Source organism: Mesorhizobium sp. WSM2561, assembly GCF_000513915.1.
GTDB lineage: Bacteria > Pseudomonadota > Alphaproteobacteria > Rhizobiales > Rhizobiaceae > Mesorhizobium > Mesorhizobium muleiense.
On record NZ_AZUX01000007.1, the window covers coordinates 1 to 21,605 of the forward strand.

The 21,605-nt window shown below is 63.4% G+C and carries 25 protein-coding genes and 2 tRNA genes; 13 read left to right on the forward strand and 14 right to left on the reverse strand.

Annotated elements, in window-relative coordinates:
• The coding region (locus M727_RS0110245; protein ID WP_036262090.1) for a DUF1236 domain-containing protein at positions 1 to 227 on the reverse strand (227 nt) is incomplete at its 3' end.
• 495 nt (positions 228 to 722) lie between these two features.
• Positions 723 to 1,007, reverse strand: a complete 285-nt coding sequence (locus M727_RS36195; protein ID WP_036262054.1) for a DUF982 domain-containing protein — start codon at positions 1,005 to 1,007, stop codon at positions 723 to 725.
• Positions 1,008 to 1,284: 277 nt separating this feature from the next.
• On the opposite strand from M727_RS36195, the gene M727_RS0110255 reads away from it, so the two are divergent.
• On the forward strand, positions 1,285 to 1,707 hold the full coding sequence (locus M727_RS0110255) for a YidB family protein (RefSeq protein ID WP_027152614.1): 423 nt from the start codon (positions 1,285 to 1,287) through the stop codon (positions 1,705 to 1,707).
• Positions 1,708 to 1,805: 98 nt separating this feature from the next.
• Here the strand turns inward: M727_RS0110255 and M727_RS0110260 are convergent.
• Together M727_RS0110260 and M727_RS0110265 are read right to left on the reverse strand one after the other, a co-directional pair.
• Positions 1,806 to 1,882: transfer RNA gene (locus tag M727_RS0110260), tRNA-Arg, on the reverse strand.
• Positions 1,883 to 1,943: 61 nt separating this feature from the next.
• Positions 1,944 to 2,249 carry an ETC complex I subunit gene (locus M727_RS0110265; RefSeq protein WP_027152615.1) on the reverse strand — a complete coding sequence of 102 codons (306 nt, stop codon included), beginning with the start codon at positions 2,247 to 2,249 and terminating at the stop codon, positions 1,944 to 1,946.
• 375 nt (positions 2,250 to 2,624) lie between these two features.
• Here M727_RS0110265 and M727_RS0110270 point away from each other — a divergent pair.
• A tRNA-Pro gene (locus tag M727_RS0110270) sits at positions 2,625 to 2,701 on the forward strand.
• A 131-nt stretch (positions 2,702 to 2,832) separates the two neighbouring features.
• Here M727_RS0110270 and M727_RS0110275 read toward each other — a convergent pair.
• A complete protein-coding gene (locus M727_RS0110275; RefSeq protein WP_027152616.1) occupies positions 2,833 to 3,660 on the reverse strand; it encodes an alpha/beta hydrolase in 828 nt (275 codons plus the stop codon).
• Positions 3,661 to 3,788: 128 nt separating this feature from the next.
• On the opposite strand from M727_RS0110275, the gene M727_RS0110280 reads away from it, so the two are divergent.
• A complete protein-coding gene (locus M727_RS0110280; protein ID WP_027152617.1) occupies positions 3,789 to 4,790 on the forward strand; it encodes a GlxA family transcriptional regulator in 1,002 nt (333 codons plus the stop codon).
• Positions 4,791 to 5,164: 374 nt separating this feature from the next.
• Here M727_RS0110280 and hdaA read toward each other — a convergent pair whose 3' ends face one another.
• The 3 genes from hdaA to M727_RS0110295 are packed head-to-tail and all read right to left on the reverse strand — an operon-like array spanning position 5,165 to position 7,603.
• The gene (gene hdaA, locus M727_RS0110285; protein ID WP_023800641.1) at positions 5,165 to 5,869 is read right to left on the reverse strand and encodes a DnaA regulatory inactivator HdaA; all 705 of its coding nucleotides are present in this window, start codon (positions 5,867 to 5,869) and stop codon (positions 5,165 to 5,167) included.
• Between the two features lie 5 nt (positions 5,870 to 5,874).
• Positions 5,875 to 7,074 carry an AI-2E family transporter gene (locus tag M727_RS0110290; RefSeq protein WP_027152618.1) on the reverse strand — a complete coding sequence of 400 codons (1,200 nt, stop codon included), beginning with the start codon at positions 7,072 to 7,074 and terminating at the stop codon, positions 5,875 to 5,877.
• Positions 7,046 to 7,603 (reverse strand): CDP-alcohol phosphatidyltransferase family protein, encoded by a 558-nt coding sequence (locus M727_RS0110295; RefSeq protein ID WP_027152619.1) that lies wholly within the window; start codon positions 7,601 to 7,603, stop codon positions 7,046 to 7,048. Before M727_RS0110295 ends, M727_RS0110290 begins: the two co-directional genes overlap by 29 nt.
• 258 nt (positions 7,604 to 7,861) lie before the next feature.
• On the opposite strand from M727_RS0110295, the gene purM reads away from it, so the two are divergent.
• From purM to M727_RS0110325, 6 genes are all read left to right on the forward strand, one after another.
• Complete coding sequence (gene purM, locus M727_RS0110300) at positions 7,862 to 8,926, forward strand: phosphoribosylformylglycinamidine cyclo-ligase (RefSeq protein WP_027152620.1); 1,065 nt, start codon at positions 7,862 to 7,864, stop codon at positions 8,924 to 8,926.
• Complete coding sequence (purN, locus tag M727_RS0110305) at positions 8,923 to 9,633, forward strand: phosphoribosylglycinamide formyltransferase (RefSeq protein WP_027152621.1); 711 nt, start codon at positions 8,923 to 8,925, stop codon at positions 9,631 to 9,633. The genes purM and purN overlap by 4 nt, the downstream gene beginning before the upstream one ends.
• 112 nt (positions 9,634 to 9,745) lie before the next feature.
• Complete coding sequence (locus tag M727_RS36200; RefSeq protein WP_245268523.1) at positions 9,746 to 9,982, forward strand: type II toxin-antitoxin system ParD family antitoxin; 237 nt, start codon at positions 9,746 to 9,748, stop codon at positions 9,980 to 9,982.
• Positions 9,975 to 10,154 (forward strand): type II toxin-antitoxin system RelE/ParE family toxin, encoded by a 180-nt coding sequence (locus tag M727_RS36205; protein ID WP_051505586.1) that lies wholly within the window; start codon positions 9,975 to 9,977, stop codon positions 10,152 to 10,154. Before M727_RS36200 ends, M727_RS36205 begins: the two co-directional genes overlap by 8 nt.
• Before the next feature lie 17 nt (positions 10,155 to 10,171).
• Positions 10,172 to 10,498 carry a hypothetical protein gene (locus tag M727_RS0110320; protein WP_027152622.1) on the forward strand — a complete coding sequence of 109 codons (327 nt, stop codon included), beginning with the start codon at positions 10,172 to 10,174 and terminating at the stop codon, positions 10,496 to 10,498.
• A 9-nt stretch (positions 10,499 to 10,507) separates the two neighbouring features.
• Positions 10,508 to 11,023, forward strand: coding sequence for a histidine phosphatase family protein (locus M727_RS0110325; RefSeq protein ID WP_027152623.1), 516 nt, complete (start codon positions 10,508 to 10,510; stop codon positions 11,021 to 11,023).
• Between the two features lie 79 nt (positions 11,024 to 11,102).
• Here M727_RS0110325 and M727_RS0110330 read toward each other — a convergent pair whose 3' ends face one another.
• The 5 genes from M727_RS0110330 to M727_RS0110355 form a co-directional block, all read right to left on the reverse strand.
• On the reverse strand, positions 11,103 to 11,372 hold the full coding sequence (locus tag M727_RS0110330; RefSeq protein WP_027152624.1) for a DUF680 domain-containing protein: 270 nt from the start codon (positions 11,370 to 11,372) through the stop codon (positions 11,103 to 11,105).
• A 363-nt stretch (positions 11,373 to 11,735) separates the two neighbouring features.
• On the reverse strand, positions 11,736 to 12,434 hold the full coding sequence (locus tag M727_RS0110335) for a DUF2270 domain-containing protein (RefSeq protein WP_023800651.1): 699 nt from the start codon (positions 12,432 to 12,434) through the stop codon (positions 11,736 to 11,738).
• Between the two features lie 56 nt (positions 12,435 to 12,490).
• Positions 12,491 to 14,599, reverse strand: a complete 2,109-nt coding sequence (locus tag M727_RS0110340) for a molybdopterin oxidoreductase family protein (RefSeq protein ID WP_027152625.1) — start codon at positions 14,597 to 14,599, stop codon at positions 12,491 to 12,493.
• 207 nt (positions 14,600 to 14,806) lie between these two features.
• Complete coding sequence (locus tag M727_RS0110345; protein WP_027152626.1) at positions 14,807 to 16,684, reverse strand: ABC-F family ATP-binding cassette domain-containing protein; 1,878 nt, start codon at positions 16,682 to 16,684, stop codon at positions 14,807 to 14,809.
• Between the two features lie 391 nt (positions 16,685 to 17,075).
• Positions 17,076 to 17,261 (reverse strand): hypothetical protein, encoded by a 186-nt coding sequence (locus tag M727_RS0110355; protein WP_027152628.1) that lies wholly within the window; start codon positions 17,259 to 17,261, stop codon positions 17,076 to 17,078.
• A 149-nt stretch (positions 17,262 to 17,410) separates the two neighbouring features.
• On the opposite strand from M727_RS0110355, the gene M727_RS42335 reads away from it, so the two are divergent.
• The 3 genes from M727_RS42335 to M727_RS0110370 all read left to right on the forward strand — a co-directional run bounded on the left by M727_RS42335 (position 17,411) and on the right by M727_RS0110370 (position 20,218).
• Positions 17,411 to 17,581: a hypothetical protein gene (locus M727_RS42335; RefSeq protein WP_077375704.1), complete on the forward strand. Its 171-nt coding sequence runs from the start codon at positions 17,411 to 17,413 to the stop codon at positions 17,579 to 17,581.
• Between the two features lie 94 nt (positions 17,582 to 17,675).
• Positions 17,676 to 19,757 carry an ATP-dependent helicase gene (locus tag M727_RS0110365; protein ID WP_027152629.1) on the forward strand — a complete coding sequence of 694 codons (2,082 nt, stop codon included), beginning with the start codon at positions 17,676 to 17,678 and terminating at the stop codon, positions 19,755 to 19,757.
• Between the two features lie 158 nt (positions 19,758 to 19,915).
• The gene (locus M727_RS0110370; protein ID WP_023800658.1) at positions 19,916 to 20,218 is read left to right on the forward strand and encodes a DUF982 domain-containing protein; all 303 of its coding nucleotides are present in this window, start codon (positions 19,916 to 19,918) and stop codon (positions 20,216 to 20,218) included.
• Between the two features lie 89 nt (positions 20,219 to 20,307).
• Here M727_RS0110370 and M727_RS0110375 read toward each other — a convergent pair whose 3' ends face one another.
• Positions 20,308 to 20,820 carry a DinB family protein gene (locus M727_RS0110375; RefSeq protein WP_023800659.1) on the reverse strand — a complete coding sequence of 171 codons (513 nt, stop codon included), beginning with the start codon at positions 20,818 to 20,820 and terminating at the stop codon, positions 20,308 to 20,310.
• An 88-nt stretch (positions 20,821 to 20,908) separates the two neighbouring features.
• Here M727_RS0110375 and M727_RS0110380 point away from each other — a divergent pair, with 88 nt between their 5' ends.
• A complete protein-coding gene (locus M727_RS0110380; protein WP_027152630.1) occupies positions 20,909 to 21,604 on the forward strand; it encodes a glutathione S-transferase family protein in 696 nt (231 codons plus the stop codon).
• The last annotated feature ends 1 nt before the right edge of the window (position 21,605 follow it).

Below are 21,605 nucleotides of genomic sequence, written 5' to 3' on the forward strand. Positions count from 1 at the left end.
ACGTAGCGGTATTTTGTGTCGGGGACTTCATGAAGTTCGACGGTTTCGGGCAAGGTTGAGCCGATATTGAGCTCCACTCCAGGGATTTTCACCGATGCCAGCGGCTGCTTTTTGACATACTCCCTGATGACGGTCTCCTGTTCGATGACTACGTCCTGAGCGGCAGCGGCGCCGATACCGGCCAGCAACAGAAACCCAGCGGCTGCAGTGGAAAGACGCATACTCATAAGTGCCTCCTTGATGTGAGCTCTATTGCGCTGAACGGCATCGTCTTCGCGCTAGGCTCACCAAACCTCAGGCAGCCGCAAACGTTCCTTGGTTGGGCTTCGGTCTGATTCGAGACGGGACCTAAGTCTCACCTGTTTTCGCGTAATAGCCCGGACACCGCGCCACCCGGAACTGCGGCTGCTCGTAGCAGTTGCTTGCTGTGAGCTCACGCAAGGAGCCGATGGAAAATGGCGTCCACCAAGCCCGCTGGTTACTCGCTGCGGTCTTCGCCGTCTCCATCTCGTTCCTTGGCGAACGGTCGGTGGCCAGGGAAGCCGGACTTTGACGATTGGACCAAGAATGAATTGAGATCTGCGCAGCTACGTTCCTTCCTGCGCTGATACGGACTACCCGCCATTCCTCAATTTTGTTGGCGGGTGGTCCACAATCACGACTGGCCAACTCCGCCCGGGCGAGGCCTGTCAGCGGTTCGAAGGTCGCGCGGCAGCATCACTTCACATCAGGTCTTCGGCAACCCCGTCGAATTTCCTGAGGCCCGCGCTTGGAGGCTTTTGCTCAAGAAGGCATTGTTCAGATGCGGCCGCCTCGAAAGCGGCGAACGCAGCTTGGTGACTGCAATGTCCGGCCAGGCATTCCTCGATCATTCGGATTGCTTCAAGTCGGGACGGCTTGTCCATGGATGGCCATGGTTGTTGCAGCGCTTTCGCAGCGTCGGCTATCGACGCGATCGCCATCGCTTTGCCATTCAAGGTGATTGAAATCGGGGTGAACGCCGTCATTTTTAAAGCTCGCCGGGATTGAAAGCGGCTAAACGCAAAGACAAGGCAGTGGTTGCATGGTTGTGAATTCAGAGCGCCGCTGTCCGAAACGATCGAGGCTGAACACGCACGTCCGATAGCCTTGATCGTTTCGGCGGCGCCCGCGCTGAAGTCCTGCCTGGATTCGACCGGGAAGCCCCATCGTCCTTAACCGAACTGAAAACCAGCCCAGCAGCAAATACCGTGGAACCTTTCAAAGCCGCATGCCTTGTCCGTTCTTCATGGAAGGAGGTGCGAAATGAGCCTTGACATAGGAAAAGTCGCCATAGCCTTGCTTGGCCTGCTTGCCTACAAGAATAGGGACAAGATCGGCGAGTTAATCGCCGGTAGGAACTCGACAGATGCCAAAAACGCTGGCTCCACCGGCGGGCTCGGCGACATCCTGGAGCGTCTCAAGAATGCGGGTGCGGGCGATCAAGTCGATTCTTGGGTTGGTACAGGATCGAATCGCCCCGTTCAGCGCGACCAAGTCGAGAAAGCGATCGACCCGCAAACATTGAGCGATCTCGCCGAGCAAACCGGATTGTCCCGCGAGGAACTTCTCGACCGGCTCACAAGTGAACTGCCCGACGCAGTGGACAAGCTTACTCCCGACGGCCAGATGCCTGTGAGTAAAGGTCCAAATCTCCTCGACGAGGCACCTGGAGCTAGTCGCACTTAGCACCAAGCTGAAAAATCAAAGCCCGCGCCTCCGGGCGAGGACGCGGGCCGATCAGCGCATCGCCGATACTATGTCTCCGGGCTGGACACAGAAAATGCTGGCGATCCCGACAGGATTCGAACCTGTGACCATCGGCTTAGAAGGCCGGTGCTCTATCCAGCTGAGCTACGGGACCGCTGGCCGACGCCAAGGGCCGGCTAATTTATGCGCTGGGACGGCTGCCCGGCATTTGCCGGTCAATGCGTCCAGGGCGTCCTGCGGTCATAGCGGAAATTCTCCGCATAGGAAATCTGGCGGCGCTTGGATTCCTTCGGCTCCTCGACGCGATAGGCCAGCCCCTCTTTCTCCGCATAGGCCACCGCCTCTTCCCTTGTGTCGAAGGTGAGCCTGATCTGGCTCCGCATGTCACCTGACGTGGTGTAGCCCATCAGCGGATCGATTTTCTTGCGCATCTCGGGATCGAATTCCAGCACCCAGTGGCCGGTCTTGGCCTTGCCGGACTGCATCGCGGTTTTGGCTGGGCTGAAAATGCGCGCGGACATGAACACCTCGTTGCTACGTGCAAGCGGCACCGCCGCTGTATTCCCGTCATTACTGCGCAATGCTGCCGGCGGCAAGGCCGAGCCTGCCGTACCCCTTCACGGCGGGCCACCGACGATGATCGCGCGAGGTGACGGCCGTGGACAGGACGACCGAGATCGCGCCGGGCGTTTTCTTCCCGGCGGGGACGTTTTATCCGGGTTAACGGCAGCGTGCCGCTGGACAGCAACCTGGGTGCCTGAGGTGGCGCTGCCGCGAAACCGTTGCGCCGGCCGGCATTTCCGACTCCGCTCTCGACCCGGGCCTGCCGTTTGTTGCGTTTTCGTCTTTTAGGGGTTGCGCAGCCAAGCCCGTAACCCTATACGCCGCCAAGGACTCGGAGTGTAGCGCAGCCTGGTAGCGCATCTGGTTTGGGACCAGAGGGTCGGGAGTTCGAATCTCTCCACTCCGACCATCCATTCACCGGAAATCACCGGCCGTGCTGCCGGCGCACCTGCGCCGGACAGCATCTGCGACTGACGAGCACCCAAGCGACCAACGGGCAGCCCGGACTTCCCGGAGTGCCCGCCTGAAGCTTGCGAAGCGTCAGCCCTGGATGAACGCCAGGAGATCCGGATTGATGATCTCCGGGTGGGTAGTGCACATGCCGTGCGGCAGGCCCTTGTAGACCTTGAGCGTGCCGTGCCTCACCAACTCGGCGGCAAGCAGGGCTGAGTCGGCAATCGGCACGATCTGGTCATCATCGCCGTGCATGATCAGGACGGGCACGTCGATCTTCGTCAGGTCTTCCGTGAAGTCGGTCTCGGAAAAAGCCTCGATGCAGTCGTAGTGGGCCTTGGCTCCGCCCATCATGCCCTGGCGCCACCAATTGTCGACGGCCCCTTGCGAAACCTTGGCGCCCTCGCGATTGAAGCCATAGAACGGGCCGGCCGGCACATCCCTGTAGAACTGGGCGCGGTTGGCGACCAAAGCGGCACGAAAGCCGTCGAAGACCTCGATCGGCAGGCCGCCGGGGTTGCTGTCGGTCTTGAGCATGATCGGCGGCACCGCGCCGATCAGCACCGCCTTGGCGACGCGTCCTTCGCCACCGTAGCGGGCCACGTAACGCGCCACCTCGCCGCCGCCGGTCGAATGGCCGATATGGACGGCGTTCTTGAGATCAAGATGCGCGACCAGAGCCGCGACGTCGGCGGCATAGGTGTCCATCTCGTTGCCGGTCGCGGTCTGTGTCGAGCGGCCGTGCCCGCGCCGGTCATGCGCGATGACGCGATAGCCCTTGTCGAGGAAGAACAGCATCTGGTTATCCCAGTCGTCGGCGCTCAGAGGCCAGCCGTGATGGAACACGATTGGCTGGCCTGTGCCCCAATCCTTGTAGAAAATCTCGGTGCCGTCCTGGGTGGTGAATGTGCTCATCGTCGTGCTCCTTGCTGCAGTTGGCTGGCTTGGTGGGGGGAAGGTTCGTTCCTTCTGTGGACAAGCTATTGCAACGGAGTCATGGTGAGTATTGGCAAAACAGACGTTGAACGTGGCAAAACTGACAGATGCATGCGGGGCGTGATCGGGTCGAAATCGGGCTTGTTGTGTATCCCGGCGTTCAGCAAGCGGCAGTTCTCGGTCTGACCGACCTGTTCCAGCTGGCCAACCGGCTGGCTGCCGACCGTTCGCCGGACGCGCTGAGGCTTCGCGTCAGCCATTGGCAGTGGCAGGAAGCGAGCCAAACCGTCATCCGCAGCTTCGACAGCGAGCCCGGCCCCGACAATGGACCTGCCATGGTCATCTTGCCTCCGACCCTGGGCGATCCGATCGCTCGCGAGGCGGCCGCGCCCTATGCCGACTGGCTCAGGGCCCGCCACGCTGCCGGCGCGACGCTCGGCTCGGTCTGCGCCGGCGCCTTCGTGCTTGCCGAGGCCGGTCTGCTGTCGGGTCGTGCGGCGACCACGCACTGGGCCTATCGCGACGCGCTGGCGATGCGCTTTCCCGACATCCTACTCGATGCCGACAAGCTGGTCATCGACGACGGCGACATCATCACCGCCGGCGGCTATATGGCCTGGACCGACCTTGGCCTGAAGCTCGTCGACCGGGTGCTTGGGCCGACCGTGATGATGGACACCGCCCGTTTCATGCTGGTCGACCCGCCGGGACGCGAGCAACGCTTCTACAGCCCCTTTGCACCCAGGCTGAACCATGGCGACGAGGCCATCCTCAAGGTGCAGCACTGGCTCCAGGCGAGAGGCGCTCGCGATGTAACGCTTGCCACCATGGCGGAGCATGCGGCCTTGGAGGAGCGGACTTTTTTGCGCCGCTTTCGCAACGCCACCGGCCTCAAGCCGACCGAGTATTGCCAGCACCTGCGCGTCGGCAAGGCGCGTGAGATGCTGCAAGCGACGACCCGATCCATCGACCAGATCGCCTGGGATGTCGGCTATGACGATCCCGGCTCCTTCCGCAAAGTGTTCGCCAGGATAACCGGCCTGGCGCCGGGCGATTACCGCAGGCGCTTTGGCGCGGAACGAGCGGCGGTGGTGGGCGTAGGGAGTTGAGTTATCATCTCGTTGAAGGCAAGCTCGCCGGGAAGAGAACCCCAACCGCCTCATCTCCCGGCGAGCCTACAACCTGATTTGATACGCATCAGGACCGGGGTTAGCCGGCAAGCTTGCATGTGCAAGAGAGATGCCAGTCAATGTTTCCCGAAATGGGACACCGACCGGAGCTTTTTCCTTCTCTCCTTATAGTAGAAGGTGGATCGGCGCGCCGCGCCGAGCCGGATGAGGGGTGCTGGAAGAAATGAGGCGCTGGCGATCCTGTCGCAGTGCGCCCGATTTGGACGAGGGTGTTCGCCAAGCTGGAACACCCTCATCCGGCCGCTTCGCGTCCACCTTCTCCCACAAGGGGAGAAGGGAAGTTCTCCCACCGCCTAAATCTCGAACTCGCCCTGCCCCTCATCCATGGCGCTGACGGTTTCGGCGGCGAGCGCCCTCGTGATCGGCGTCTTGCGTTCCAGTGCCGTGCGGTCGAGCCGTTCGACCACGCGCATCGCGGTGGCCAGCGAGCGCTCGATGCGGCGCACCAGGTATTGCACGACATGCGGCTCGACCTCGACCTGGCGGTCGGCGAACAGTTTGGTGATGACACCGGCCAGCAAGAGATCGTCGGGCTCGTGGATCTCGACCATCGCCGCCGCCTTCAGCCGCGATGCGAGGTCGGGGAGCCTGACACCCCAGGCGGACGGAAAGCGCCGCGCGGTCAAGAGCAAGGTCGAGCCGGCCGCGCGCACCGCGTTGATCAGATGGAACAGCCCCTCTTCATCGACCGGACCGGCATCGACATCGTCGATCAGGGCCGGCCGCGCGCCGAGGCTCGCCATGCAGTCGCCGATCCGCCCGGCGTCGACCTTCACTGCGCCGGCGCGGGCGCGCCAGATCGACGCCAGATGGGTTTTTCCACAGCCTGCGGGGCCGGCGAGCACGACCACCGGCGACGGCCAGTCCGGCCACCGATCGACCAGCGCCACCGCCTGGCTGTTGGTGCCTGAGACGACGAGTTCGTCGCGCGAATAGCCGGTTCCGTGGCCGAGATCGAGCGGCAACTGGCGCGGCGGGTCGATCTTGTTGTCCGGCATCTGGCTCAACTGCGCGGCCCACCGCTCCCGCGGCGACGCGCCGGCAGCGGCGGCACAGGTTCGGTGTTGTGGCCCTTGTAGAGCGGCGACTCGAGATAGCGGGCGATGGCAAAGCGCACCAGGACGGCAACGGCGGCCGAGGCCGGCACGGCGATCAGCAGGCCGACGAAGCCGAACAGCGCGCCGAAAGCAAACAGCGAAAACATCAGCCACACCGGATGCAGGCCGACGCTTTTTCCCACCAGCCTCGGCTGCAGGATGTTGCCCTCGATGAACTGGCCGACGAAGAACACGCCGGCCACCGCCGCGACCATGGTCCAGTCCGGCCAGAACTGGACGAAGGCGACGCCGACGGCCAGCACCAGCCCGGTCAGCGAGCCGACATAGGGAATAAAGGAGATCAGCCCGGCGAACAGCCCGATGAGGATGCCGAAATTCAGGCCGGTCAAGGTCAGCCCGGTGGCGTACATGGCGCCCAGCACCAGGCACAGCGTGCCCTGGCCGCGCACAAAGCCGGCGGTGGCGGTGTTGATGTCGTTGGCGATCGCCCTGACGGTCTGGACATAATCGCGCGGCACCCAGCTGTCGACAATCGTCACCATGCGATCCCAGTCGAGCAGCATGTAGAAGGCGACGACGGGCGTGACGACGAACAGGCTGACCACCGAGACCAGCGCCACGCCGGAACTCCAGATCGAGGTGAACACCGTGGTCAGCAGGCCGAAGCCGGAGGTCAGCAGCGAGTTCAACCCTTCGCGCAGGCCATTGGCGTCGACGCCGAATTGCTCTTCCAGCCATCTCGGATCGAAGTTGGTGATCAGGCTCTGCAGCCGGGTCAGGTATTCCGGCAGCTTGCTGGCAAAATCGGCCATCTGCGAAGCCAGCACCGGAATGAGGATGACGAAGGCCAGCACCAGAACGACGATGAAGGCAAACAGGATGACAATCGTCGCCATCAGCCTGGACAGGCCGAGCCGCTGCAGCCGGTCGGCGACCGGGTCGAGAAAGTAGGCGAGCACCATGCCGGCGACGAACGGCAGCAGGATGCCGCTGAAGACATAGAGGAAGACCGCGAGGATGATGGCGCTGATCAGCCAGAAGCGGATTTGGCGCCGAAACACGCCAGACGCGGCCGCATCGGCAGCGGCAGCTTCGGCTGCCGCGTCGATGTTCTGGTCAGGTATCCGGTTTGGAGCCTTCGCCATAGCCGCTCATATGCCTCAGCCAAGCCACGAGATAGGCCGCGGCCGAAGCCACGGTCAAGACCCCGGACAGCAATATGAGCGCCGGCCTGAGCGGATCGAGATCGACGGCGAGGGCCAGTTCGCCCAGCACCACCGCCGCCAGCCCGATCTGGACGGCGGTGTTGGCCTTCGATACGAACAGCGGCTTCATCTCGACCGGGTGGGTCATGACGGTGGACAGAACGACGGCACAGACGATCAGCGCATCGCGCGACACCATGGTGACGACCAGCCACAGCGGCAATTCACCGATGAAGCCCAGCACCACGAACACCGAGACCAGCAGCAATTTGTCGGCCATCGGATCGAGATAGGCGCCAAGCTGCGAAAACTGGTTGAAATGGCGGGCGATGAAGCCGTCGACGCCGTCGGAAATGCCGGCGATCAGGAAGCCGGCGAAAGCCCAGTCCCAGCGCCCCTGCAGCATGGCCAGCACCACGCCCGGCACCAGCACGAAACGCATGATCGTGATCATGTTGGGGATGGTCAAACGCATGTCCCGTCGCTTCTGTTTTGATGATACATGATAGAGATGAGAGGCTACGGCAAGTCAGAGCGACGCAGATGCTGCCAATCTCCGCTCGTGGGGAGAGATTGGCTATCTTCAAAGCCTTCGCCATCGCCAATGTTGGAGATTTGCCCGAGGCCTCTGTCCACGATTTTGTGATGCCGAAAATGCCTGAGCCAGCCGTTATCCTTGCGAGGCGCAGCCGTTCATGCGAAGAGCCCCGGAAAGCAGGAAAGAGTGATGAGCAAGCGCAAGAACGGGCTCACCTATGCCGAGGCGGGTGTCGACATCGATGCCGGCAACCTCATGGTCGAGAAGATCAAGCCGCTGGTGCGCGCGACGCGCCGGCCGGGCGCCGATGGCGAGATCGGCGGCTTCGGCGGCCTGTTCGACCTCAAGGCCGCCGGCTTCACCGACCCGGTGCTGGTCGCCGCCAATGACGGCGTCGGCACCAAGCTGAAGATCGCCATCGATGCCGGCAAACACGACACGATCGGCATCGACCTCGTCGCCATGTGCGTCAACGACATCGTCGTGCAGGGCGCCGAGCCATTGTTCTTCCTCGACTATTTCGCCACCGGCAAGCTCGACCCCGACCACGGTGCGGCGATCGTCGGCGGCATCGCCGAGGGCTGCCGGCAGGCCGGATGCGCGCTGATCGGCGGCGAGACGGCGGAAATGCCCGGCATGTATCACGGCAACGACTACGACCTCGCCGGCTTTGCCGTGGGCGCGGCCGAACGCGGCCAGTTGCTGCCGACCGACGATATCGTCGAGGGCGACGTGCTGTTGGGGCTGGCCTCGTCGGGCGTGCATTCAAATGGCTTTTCGCTGGTCCGCCGCATCGTCGCCACCAGCGGCCTTGCGTGGACCGATCCAGCGCCCTTCAACGATGAAGCCACGCTGGCCGAGGCGCTGCTCGAGCCGACCCGCATCTACGTCAAGTCGATCCTCAAGGCGATCCGTAACACGCATGGCATCAAGGCGCTGGCCCATATCACCGGCGGCGGTTTCCCGGAAAACATCCCGCGCGTCCTGCCGAAGGATTTTTCGGCCGAGCTCGACCTCGACGCCATCGAGGTGCCGGCGGTGTTCTCATGGCTGGCCAAGACCGGCGGCGTGGCGCCCGACGAGATGATGCGCACCTTCAACTGCGGCGTCGGCATGATCCTCGCGGTCGCCTCCGGCCAGGCGGCACAGGTTGCGGCCGTGCTGCAGGAGGCCGGCGAGACGGTGACGCCGATCGGCCGCATCGTGCCGCGTCGCGACGCCGGCGTGATCTATCGGGGCGCGATCGGCCTATGAGCATGCGCAAACGCACCGTGGTGCTGATTTCGGGACGCGGCTCCAACATGACGGCGCTGATCGCCGCGGCCACTAATCCGGGCTATCCGGCCGAGATCGTCGGCGTCATTTCCGACCGGGCCAATGCCGCTGGTCTCGGCATCGCGGCGGCGCGCGGCATCGCCACCAAGGTGATTTCGCGGGCCGACTATACCAGCAAGGAAGCGCATGACGCGGCGATCGACGCCGCGCTTGCCTCGTTCGGCGCCGAGATCGTGGCGCTGGCCGGTTATATGCGCATTCTCGGCGCGCGCTTCGTCGAGAAATGGCTGGGCCGGATGATCAACATCCACCCTGCCCTGCTGCCCGCCTTCAAGGGGCTGGATACGCATGCGCGCGCCTTGCGCGCCGGCATACGCATCCATGGCTGCACGGTGCATTTCGTCACGCTGGATATGGATGACGGCCCGATCATCGCCCAGGCTGCCGTGCCAGTAATGGTCGGCGACAATGAGGACATGCTCGCCGCGCGCGTGCTGAAGGCCGAGCACCGGCTTTATCCGCTGGCGCTCGGGCTGGTCGCCGAAGGCAAGGCGCGGATGGAAGGCGGCCGCACCGTGCTTGCCCACTTCGCCGACGATGCCGACAACAGCACCTCCGTGATCATGGCGCCCGATCCGCTGCGCGAGGAGACCGACCTCGAGCATCTGGCGCGCATCACTCCCTGAGAACCATCCTTGCCAACATGGTAGCAAATGTTGCTACCATGTTGGCAAGGAGACAGGTTGATGGCGACAGTCGAAAAGGTCAGCGTGGCGCTTTCGCCGGAACTGCTGGACATTGGTCAAGGGCGCGGTGGCCAGCGGGCAATACGGTTCGGCAAGCGAAGTGATCCGCGAGGCGCTCCGCGAATGGCGCCTTCGCCAGCCCTTGCGCGAGGCGGAAGCGGAACGGCTGCGGAAAGCCTGGACGGAAGGGCTGGGGAGCGGCCCGTTCGCGCCTTTCGACATCGAGGACATCAAACTGAAGGCGCACAGCCGGTTCAGCGACGCCAGCAAAAAACAGCGGAATGGCTGACGTCCTCATTGTCCGCAGCCCGGCCCGGAATCGGCGCCAAAAACCCAACATCGGTGCCGAAGTGCGAGCATTGACGATCGGCAATTATCTCGTGCTTTATCGCCTGGCCGAACAGCGCGTCGAGATCGTGCGCGTGGTGCATGGCGCACGCGAAGTCTCAACATTATTTTGACAGATGCAGACAGGCAAATGGATCTCTTCGACAGCGCTATGCGGGCAAAAGGTGATCTGGCCGGCGCCCTCGAGTATGCAGACGATCCAACGAATGCCATGGCATACTTCTATCTGTATCGAATCGAGGACGGGCGAACAGGTTCTGTCATCGATGCAATTCACATTCGATCGGGCGATTGGGCCATTGCTGAAGCAGACATTTCGGTCAGGTGGGATAGGGATGAACGGCGCGTAGGTTGGTTCATCTTTGGTGCGCTTTGGGCGACCTTTGATACCGCCATGGGCACAAAACATGGCGGCGGATATGGGAAAGACTTTCAGCCCGACATTCCTTGGTCTTAAATTGAACTCATGAAGCAACTCCTTCTTCTGCGTCACGCCAAATCGAGCTGGGACGATCCTGACCTCATCGACTTCGACCGGCCGCTTTCCGGGCGCGGGCTGAAGGCCGCCCCGCTGGTCGGTCGCGAACTGGCCAGCCAGGGCTGGCTGCCCGATCTGGCGCTGGTATCGCCGGCGCTGCGCAGCCGCGACACATGGCGGCTGGTTTCGGCGGAACTGCCCGCGAAAACGCCGGCCAAATTCGTCCAGGCGCTCTACGAGGCCAGTGCGGCAGACGTTCTCGCCAAGGTACGGCAGGCAAATGCGGCAACGAGCAGTCTCTTGGTGCTCGGCCATAATCCCGGCCTGGAGGAATTCGCGCGCCGACTTGCCGGCGCCGGGTCGGATGCCGCAGCACTCAAAAAGCTTGAAGAAAAATTCCCGACGGCAGCGCTCGCCCGCTTCGTTTTCGACGGTGACTGGGCGCGGCTGGCCCTCGGCGATGCGCGGCTGACACACTGCGTCTGGCCGAAGGATCTGCGCTAAACGAGGGCTGTGACTTGATATGNAAAAGCAAGAACGGCGGGCCAAGCCCGCCGCTCTTTGCGTTCCGCAGCTTGAGGATTTAGCGGCCCCAGTTGCCCCGGCCGGACTGAGGCACGACCGGTTCAGTCGTGCCGGGCTGGGTCGTCGCGTTGGTATTGACGGTATTGTGCTCCGCCGTAAACGGCTTGCGAATCGAACCCGTGAACGTGCTGTCGATATTTCCAACAGCCGCATTGCCAACAGGCGCGGCCGGCTGGTTGACGCCGTCCGAACCATAGTGGTCGCTGCCGGCAAAGGCGCTGCCTGTGGCAATGAGGATGGCGGCAGCGGTAAGAGCAATCTTGGTCATTTCAGGTACTCCAGTACTTTCATACTTTCAGTGTTGTTGTCCGTCTCGTGGCGTGCCTTGGGAGGATTTCGCGTCGCTCGGACCACACCGAGGTGGGTTGGCCATGCAGCGGTTTCCAATCACAAAGATGTTCCGGCTACGCCCTGAACCGGGTGCTTGAAATCCGCCAAAGGCTTCCTTCGCCATAATTTTTCACATTCTCTTCAATGCGTTAGGCAAATACGCCTGCCGCGTGGCGCGGCCATCTGCTGAGCCAGCGTACACTGTGTCATGCACGATCCGTCAATAGAAAACGAACCGATCGGTTCGATTTTCCGCTGACGCGCGAAGTGAAGTCATACAGCTGCCGGCTTCGTTTGCCGCTTAGACGTGCACGTCGCCAAAAGAGAGTTCGCCGTCGTCGCTGGCGGTCAGGAACGCCGTGACCAGCAGACCGGCATAGAAGGCGGCGACCAGCACGACGATGACGAGGCCGGGAATGGGCCCCAGAGCAGCGCCGGCAACCGCCTCGCGCACCGAACTGACGAAGTCGATGCGGACACCTTCGGTTAGAAGACTGGGGGTCGACAGTTTCAGGATCCAGGCCAACAGCAGGATCAGCAGCATGTGGATGTAGTTTCGACGCAGACGGCGCGCCAACGCCGCTCGTTGCGAAATGAGGAATTTTGGAGTGCGCAGACTTTCTCCGACGACCAACAGCCAATCAGACGCGAAGTCCGGCTGCGGCGAGAATATCTGCGCGAAATAGTGCCGTTCGAACTGGCGCACGCGGGCCCGGTAAACGTCGAAGAAGCGATATCGCCGCGCTTCTATCCACAGCAGCAACAGGACAAGCAGCATGGCAAAAAGCAGTACGCCGTGATGCGCGCTGGCCGTCGAAAGCGAGATGGACAACATTGCCGCGACGACCGTTATCGCCCAATTGCTCGTCCGGTCCAGGCGGTCGCGCCACCCCGTCATGCGCAGAATCTCGGCGCGATGAAAATGCGCCATCGTGGTCACGAGTTCGCCGGGCGAAAGCGTCCTTCCAACGGGGGCCGGCGCTGCCAACGCTTCTGCCATCACCATGTCTCCACCGCCACGCAAAAACGGCTGGTTGGGAATATCGTTCCGACGCTTCACTTTGCCGGGCGCAGCCACACCTTGTTGTCGTGGAACGCCGCACCGCCATAGGGCGCCGGCGCGTCGGCGCCGGTCAGGACGTTGATGCCCTCGCCGCGCTCGTGGGCGCTGTTGGGCCAGATGCCTTCGGCCACCACGACACCGCGCTTGAGGCCGTCGAACAATCTTGCGTGCAGCACAACTTCGCCGCGCGCATTGCCGATCTCGACGCGGTCGCCATTGGCCAGCCCACAGGCTGCCGCATCGTCCGGATGCAAAAGCAGTTCCGGCCGGCCCTCCTTGGCCTTCGACACCGGCGTCTCGGAAAAGGTCGAGTTGAGGAAATTGCGCGCCGGCGAGGTGGCCAGCCGGAACGGATGCGCAGCATCCGCCACCTCGATCAGATCGACGTGGTCGGGAAATTCCGGCAGGCTTGCCACCGGCCCGAACAGGCCCATGCATTTCGGCGGCCGGTTGGGCGCCGCCTGCCCGGTCCAGTCGGCGCGAAAGCGGAATTTTCCGTCCGCGTGGCCGAAGCCGTCGATAAAATGCGCCGCTTCGAAAGCCGGCTGCAAATCGAGCCACTTTTGTTCCTTGAGGCTCGAAAAACTGCCCAGCCCGCGCTTGCCCAAAATGATGTCGATATGCTGCTGCTCGGTCATGCCGAAGCCAGGCCTGTCGCCAACACCGAGCCTTTTGCCGAGTTCCTCGATTACGAAATGGTTGCTGCGCGGCCCTTCCGGCGGGTCGATCAACTTCGGCCCGAGCGTGATGTGCTGATTGCCGCCGCCCTTGTAGATATCGTCATGCTCTAGAAACATCGTCGCCGGCAGCACGACATCTCCGAGTTTTGCGGTGTCGGTCATGAACTGTTCGTGCACGCAGGAAAACAGGTCGTCGCGCAAAAAACCCTGCTTCACCAGCCGCTGCTCCGGCGCGACATTGACCGGATTGGTGTTCTGGATCAGCAGCGCCGTCACCGGCGGGCCGCCATAGAGCGCATCCTCAGCGCCGGTCAGCACCGGGCCGATGCGCGAATGGTCGAGATGGCGGATCGCCGGGTCGCGCATCCGCGTGCCTTCCAGCAGTTCCTGGTTCAGCTTGAAGATGCCCGAATTGGAATGGAAGGCGCCGCCGCCCTCATATTGCCAGCAGCCGGTGACCGCGGCGATCGAGGCGGCGGCATGCATGTTGACCGAGCCGTTGCGCTGCCGCGAAAAACCGTAGCCGAGGCGGAAATAGGTTTTCTTGGTCGTGCCGACGAGACGGGCGAAGGCCTCGATCTCATCGACGGAAAGCCCGGTGATATCAGCCGCCCATTGCGGCGTCCTCGTCTGAAGATGCGCTTCCAGACCGTGCGGATCGTCGGTGTATTTTGCCAAATAGGCGCGGTCGGCCATGCCGTCACGGAACAGCACATGCATCACCGCGCAGGCCAGCGCACCGTCGGTGCCGGGCTTCAGCACCAGGCCGAGATCGGCCTGCTTCATCGTCGCGTTCTCGTAGACGTCGATGACGACGATCTTGGCGCCGCGCTCCTTGCGCGCCTTGATCGCGTGGGTCATGACATTGACCTGGGTGACCACGGCATTGGTGCCCCAGACCACCACGCAGTCGGACTTGGCCATCTCGCGCGGGTCGGGACCGCGCAGCGCGCCGGCCCCCATCATCCAGCCGGTCCAGGCCAGATTGGTGCAGATCGAACCGAAAAAGCCGGAATATTTTTTCGCGTGGCGCAGCCGCTCGATGCCGTCGCGCTGCACCAGTCCCATCGTGCCGGCATAGTAATAGGGCCAGACCGTCTCCGAGCCGTATCTTGCCTCGGCCGCGATGAATTTTTCGGCGACCAAGTCGAGTGCGGCCTCCCAGCTCGCGTCCTTCCAAAGGCCCTCACCCTTGGCGCCCGCCCGGATCAGCGGCTTCAGCAAGCGGTCGGGATGATGGACGCGGTCGGCATAACGGGCGACCTTGGCGCAGATGACGCCAGCCGTGTAGCTGTTGGCCTTGGCGCCATGGACGCGGCCGATGCGCTTGCTGTCGAGCAGCTCGACCTCGAGCGCGCAGGTCGACGGGCAATCATGCGGACAGGCCGAATGGCCGATCCTGAGCTTGGCGTGCTGATTCATGGGGCGAGATTAGCGGGTTCCGGACACGGCGTGTAGGGCCAGCGCGTGTTCCCTTCTCCCCTTGTGGGAGAAGGTGGATCGGCGCGCAGCGCCGAGACGGATGAGGGGTGTTGGATGGAATACGGCGATGCCAAGCTGGAGCACCCCTCATCCGACCGCTTCGCGGCCACCTTCTCCCACAAGGGGAGAAGGCAGAGGGGCGTCGCGCTACTCAGCCGTGCCTTCCTCATACTCTGCCGACATCGACAGCCATTTTTCCTCATGGCCGGCCAGTGTCTGGGCCAGTTGCGAGCGCTCCTTGGCCAGCCGTGTCGCCGTCGACGGGTCCTTTTCATAGACCGCCGGATTGGCGAGCTCGTCCTCGATCAAGTCGATGCGCTTGCGGATGCGGTCCATCAGCGCTTCGGTGGCGCGGATCTCCTTGGCCAGCGGCTCGAAGGCGGCGCGGCGCGCGGCCGCGTCACGACGGCGGTCGGCCTTCGAGGCTTTTTCGGCCTCGCGCTTGCCGCGGCGGTCGCCGGACACGCCGGTGACCAGCGTCTTGTAGTCATCGAGGTCGCCGTCATAGGGGTTGACCGTCCCATCCTTGACCAGCCACAGCCGGTCGGCCGTCGCCTCGAGCAGGTGGCGGTCGTGCGAGATCAGGATGACGGCGCCGGGAAACTCGTTCAGCGCATGGATCAACGATTCGCGGCTGTCGATATCGAGATGGTTGGTCGGTTCGTCGAGGATGAACAGGTTTGGCCCCTCGAACGCCGACAGGCCCATCAACAGCCGCGCCTTCTCGCCGCCCGACAGGTCCCTGGCGGCGGTGTTCATCTTCTCGGTGGTCAGTCCGAACTGGGCGACGCGGCCGCGCACTTTCGATTCCGGTGCTTCCGGCATCAGCCGGCGGACATGCTCATAGGCGTTATCACTCGGTCGGAGATCGTCGAGCTGATGCTGGGCAAAGATCGCCACCTTCAGGCCGGGCGCCACCGTCATGGTGCCGGTCTCCTGCTTCAGGCGGCCGGACAGCAATTTGGCGAAGGTCGACTTGCCGTTGCCGTTGGCGCCGAGCAGCGCGATACGGTCGTCGGCATCGATGCGCAGCGTCATCTTCTTCAGGATCGGCTCACCCTCGACATAGCCGACATTGACGTTGTTGAGCGCAATGATCGGCGAGGCCACCGTCTTCATCGGCTCGGGAAAGGAGAACGGCCGCACGTTGTCGTTCACAATCGCGGCGATCGGCTTCATCTTCTCCAGCGCCTTGATGCGCGACTGGGCCTGTCTCGCCTTGGAAGCCTTGGCGCGGAAGCGCTCGACGAAGGACTCCATGTGCTTGCGTGCGGCTTCCTGCTTGACCCTGCCCTTCTCCTGCAATTCGCGCTGCTCGGTGAATTGGCGCTCGAACTGGTCGTAGCCGCCGCGCCAAAAGGTCAGCTTCTTCTGGTCGAGATGGACGATCGAGTTGACGGCGCGGTTGAGCAGGTCGCGGTCATGCGAGATCAGGAGCACTGTGTGCGGATATTTCGACACGTAGTTTTCCAGCCACAGCGTGCCTTCGAGGTCGAGATAGTTGGTCGGCTCGTCGAGCAGCAGCAGATCGGGCTCGGCAAACAGCACCGCGGCGAGTGCGACGCGCATGCGCCAGCCGCCGGAGAACGACGAGGCCGGCCGCCGCTGGGCGGCGTCGTCGAAGCCGAGGCCGGCGAGGATGGTGGCGGCACGAGACTCGGCCGAATGGGCGTCGATATCGGCCAGCCGCATGTGGATGTCGGCGATGCGGTGCGGATCGGTCGCCGTCGTTTCCTCATCGAGCAATGCGGAGCGTTCGAGGTCGGCCTTGAGCACGATCTCGATCAGCGGCTCCTCGGTGCCGGGAGCCTCCTGCGCCACCTGGCCGATGCGCGTGTTCTTCGGCAGGCTAATCGAGCCGGTCTCGGAGGCGAGGTCGCCGGTGATCGCCTTGAACAAAGTGGTCTTGCCGGTGCCGTTGCGGCCGACAAGCCCTGCCTTGCTGCCGGCCGGCAAAGTCAGCGAGGCATGGTCAAGAAGCAGGCGTCCGGCCATGCGGAGCGAAAGGTCGTTGATGATCAGCATGGCCGCGCTTTTGCACGGGACGTCAGCGCTTCGCAAGACCTCGAGCACCGGTTGGCCGCATAAGGCATGAAAATGGCCGCCAGCGGCAGGTTGCCTGGTGCCGCGGGCGGAGAAAGAAGACGATTGATCCGATCGCCGGCCTCAACGGATCAACGGATCAGTTGCGGGCTGAGCCGGCAACCGCTGCGATGGCGTGGCGCTTGGCGAGCATCGGCTTCTCGCAGTCGAAAACTGCACATTTGTCAGTTAATTGCCGGTGCAAGGCCGTCGTCGTCATGACGCAAAGGCAAGACTCAGCTATGTCTAGGTGTGCGGCGGACCTGATACCCGCCTGGCCGGCGTCATCGCTCCCCTCCCAAGCGGCGCCGGCCATCTTTCCTACCGGCTTCCATCACTGCGCCGGCGGCGCGGCGGGTTGACCATCGCCTGGCGTCGAGTTGGGCGCAGGGTGGACCTGCGGGTTTTGATCGGCGCCGGGAGCCTTTGTCGGTGGAATGTTGTTGTCGCAGGCCGCGACAGCCAGCGCTGCGGCCAAAACGAGCCAGGTCGGGGCCAGCAAAGTTGAGAGCTTGTTCATCGAACCTCCTGTCACCGGGCAAACGAGACGGTGCCGATTTGGTTGCACGCTCGGGCAAGAGCTTGGGACGTTTTGGAACCCCGGGAACAAAACGAGAGAGGGGAACAAAACGCCGGCTCCTCGGTTGGTCCACACCAATGGAGAAAATCATGATCCGTCTGCTCATAGCCGGGGCCGCCGTCTATGTGGCCTACCGCATCGTCAGGGAAATCGTCGACGAGGTGCCCGACGACTTCGATCCGCTGTTGCTGCCGCCTCCCGATGACGACAAGTCGCTGCCGCGGCAGTCAGCGGCGATGGGCGTGGAGCCGCAGCGCTAGTTTCGGTTCGTCAGTCGGGCGCCAGTAGCATCGAACGCATCGGTCGCACGTACGAAAGCGTTGCGAACAAAGCAGAAACGATGCTTGATGGGCAATGAACCTCGCTGCCCGTGATTCGACCTTCCGGCCTGCCTATCTCGCGAAGCTGAATGCCGAGCAGTGCGTTGCCGTCGAGCATGGCGACGGCAAGGTCGCCGGGCCGCTGCTGGTGATCGCCGGGGCCGGCTCCGGCAAGACCAGCACGCTGGCGCATCGCGTCGCGCATCTGATCGTCAGGGGCGCCGACCCGAGACGCATCCTTTTGATGACGTTTTCGCGTCGCGCCGCATCGGAATTGGCCAAGCGCGTCGAGCGCATCGCCGGCGAGGTGCTCGGCCGCGACGCTTCCGTCATCACCGATGCTCTCACCTGGGCCGGCACGTTTCACGGCATCGGCGCCAGGCTGCTGCGCGACTACGCGCTGGAGATCGGCCTCGATCCGGCCTTCACCATCCATGACCGCGAGGATTCGGCCGACCTGATGAACCTCGCCCGGCACGAACTCGGCTTCTCGAAAACCGAAGGCCGTTTTCCGACCAAGGGCACCTGCCTGGCGATCTATTCGCGTGCCGTCAACGCGCAGGCGCCGCTCGGCGAAGTTTTGGGTTCGGTGTTCCCCTGGTGCGCGGGGTGGGCAGAACAGCTCAAGGCGCTGTTCGCCCGATATGTCGAGGCCAAGCAGGCGCAGAACGTGCTCGATTACGACGACCTGCTGCTCTACTGGGCGCAGATGGCCGGCGAGCCGGAGATATCGGCGCATCTGGGTGGGCGTTTCGACCATGTGCTGGTCGACGAATACCAGGACACCAACCGGCTGCAGGCCTCGATCCTCGCGGCGCTCAAGCCGGACGGATCCGGGCTGACGGTGGTCGGCGACGATGCGCAGTCGATCTATTCGTTTCGCGCCGCGGAAGTGCGCAACATCCTCGACTTTCCAAAACAGTTCGCCCGGCCGGCCGAGATCGTCATGCTGGAGCGCAACTACCGCTCGACCGAGACCATCCTGGCCGCCGCCAATGCGGTAATCGGCGAGGCCTCGGAGCGCTTCACCAAGAACCTCTGGTCGGAGCGCAAATCGACCGAAAAGCCGAAGCTGGTCAGCGTCCGCGACGAGGCCGAGCAGGCGAGTTACGTCTGTCAGGCGATCCTGACCGAGCGCGAGGCCGGCACGGCGCTGAAGGCGCAGGCCGTGCTGTTTCGCGCCTCGCACCACAGCGGGCCGCTGGAGATCGAACTGACGCGTCGCAACATCCCGTTCGTCAAGTTCGGCGGGCTGAAGTTCCTCGACGCCGCCCATGTCAAGGACGTGCTGGCGGTCCTGCGCTTCGCCGAGAACCCGCGCGACCGCGTCGCCGGTTTTCGCGTGCTGCAGCTTTTGCCCGGCATCGGCCCTTCGGCGGCTTCGCAGATCGTCGACACCATGGCGACGTCGCTCGACGAAGCGATGGGGCTGGCGCGCTACCGCCCGCCGCAACGCGCCGCCGACGACTGGCCGGGTTTCGTCGCGCTGTTCTCGCAGCTTCGCGCCGGGTCGGGAAAATGGCCTGTTGACCTCGAACAGGTCAGGCTCTGGTATGAGCCGCATCTCGACCGCATCCACGAGGACGCAACGACACGCCGGGCCGATATTCTGCAGCTCGAACAGATCGCCTCGGGCTATGCCTCGCGCGAGCGTTTCCTCACCGAGCTGACCCTCGATCCGCCGGATGCAACCAGCGACGAGGCTGGGCCGCCGCATCGCGACGAGGACTATCTGATCCTGTCGACCATCCATTCGGCCAAGGGCCAGGAATGGAAGAACGTCTTCGTGCTCAACACCGTCGACGGGTGCATCCCGATCGATCTCGCCGTCGGCTCGAAGGAGGATATCGACGAGGAGCGCCGCCTGCTCTACGTGGCGATGACGCGGGCCAAGGACGGCCTGCACCTGGTCATGCCGCAGCGCTTTTTCGTCCACGGCCAGGCGGCGCGCGGCGATCGCCATGTTTACGCCTCGCGCACCCGCTTCATCTCGGCCTCGATCCTCGGCGCCTTCGAACAGACATCGTGGGCGAGCGTCCAGGCCAAGGATGATCCGCGCCGCCAGCCGCAAGTGCGCGTCGACCTTGGCGCCCGCATGCGCGACATGTGGAAATAGGCCGCTCTTCGGCACGACGCTCATGCCACGGAGCCTGGTGGCGAAAATCAAATTTCGGCAACATGGAACCTGATGCCGCAATCCGCGTTTCTGGGCGTCCTACCCCCGGTCGGAGAGCGGCGTCCGCCCGTCACCTCCGCCCAATTCGAGAGGCCAGAATGCACGATAAGACATTTTTCACCCCGGTCGCCGTAACCGTCGGCGCCGGCCATAAGCGCATGATCGCTTCGCTGTTCGACATGCATGAGTTCCTGACCGAGTTCCCGCCATCGCGGCGACGCCTGAGCTATGGCGCGGCGGTGAAGGCCTGCGAGGCGGCACGCGCCGGCGAGATCTCGCCCGAGGCCGCGCGCGACGCCCTGACCACCTTCGCAGTTTCGGCAGGCATTCTCTGGCCCTCGGCGCAGCCGGCAGTCTCGGTCAAGCCGATCTCCCGCGGCCAGGGCGGATACGCCGCCTGACTGGCCAGGCCTGTTTGCGACTATAGCCCGTCGAAGTTGCTGTTCGCCTTCGACGGGTTTCCTGTCAATTCGATCCGGATGATCCCAAATCATGCGTAGGCGCGGCCCTCTTCGCTGCGCTGGAACAGCGTCAGGTCGAGCGGCACCGAAGGCCGGCCGAGAATGGTCAGGATCGCGTGCGCCTGGCCGCGGTGATGGGTCTGGTGATTGAAGAAATGATCAAGCGCCGGCGCCAATCGCTGCGAGACGGTGCGCATGTCGGAGACGGTCATGTAGGAGAAGCGGCCGGACAAAGCCTTGTCGCTTAACGCCCCAACCCAGTCGACGATCCTTTTGTCTTCGGCCTCGCGCGCCAGCCGCAAGCCCGGCAGGGCGCGGTGCAGGACCGTGTCGAGCCTGGCCGGCGCGTCGCCCTCGCCGGTAAAGCGCCTCATCCAGATGCGATCGGCAGTCAGAACATGGTTGAGCGTCCCCATCATCGAGCCGAAGAAGACCCCGACGTTGCGGTGAAAATCTTCCTCGTCGAGATCGGCGGCGGCATCGTAGATGCGGCTATTGGCCCATTGATTGTAGGCCGCAAACATCATGAAGTGCTGTTTCATCGTTTTCTCCGGCCCGCGAGACCCCGTTCCGGGTGCTTACCGCAAGGCCCGAACGTCGCTCTAGTAGACCGCAGGGAAGCTGCCGCCAATGACCATTCTGCTCTATGATCTCGTCGGACGCGATGGCGCCCGTCCGTTCAGCCCGCATTGCTGGAAGGCGACGATGGCGATTGCCCACAAAAGCCTCGATATCTCAACCGTGCCGACACGCTTTCTCGAAGTGCCCACCGTTGAAGGCGGCGTTTCAAAACTCGTTCCGGTGATCCGCGACGGCGAGAAGGTGGTCGCCGATTCATTCGCCATCGCGCTCTATCTCGACGAGGCCTATCCAGAGCGACCGACATTGTTTTGCGGCGACGGCGGCAAGGCGATGGCGCGCTTCATCGAACGCTGGTCGCAACTGACCATCCACCCCTATGTCACCACTGCGGCGATCATGGACCTGCACGCCATGCAGGACGAGGCCAACGCCGCCTATTTTCGCCAAAACCGCGAGCAGCGCTTCGGCAAGAGACTGGAAGAGGTGGTGGCGGCGCGGGATGCCGGCCTTGCTGCCTTCCGTGCCTCGCTGGAGCCATTGCGCTCGATGCTGGCCTATCAGCCGTTCATCGGCGGCCAATCACCGCTGTTTGCCGACTACATCGTCTTCGGCGCGCTGCAATGGGCGCGCATCGCCTCGCCCTACCGGTTGCTCGACGACAGCGATGTGATGGCGCAGTGGTTCGAGCGCTGCCTCGACCTGCATGATGGGCTCGGCCGCACGGTGGCGGCGGCTGCTGCATAGG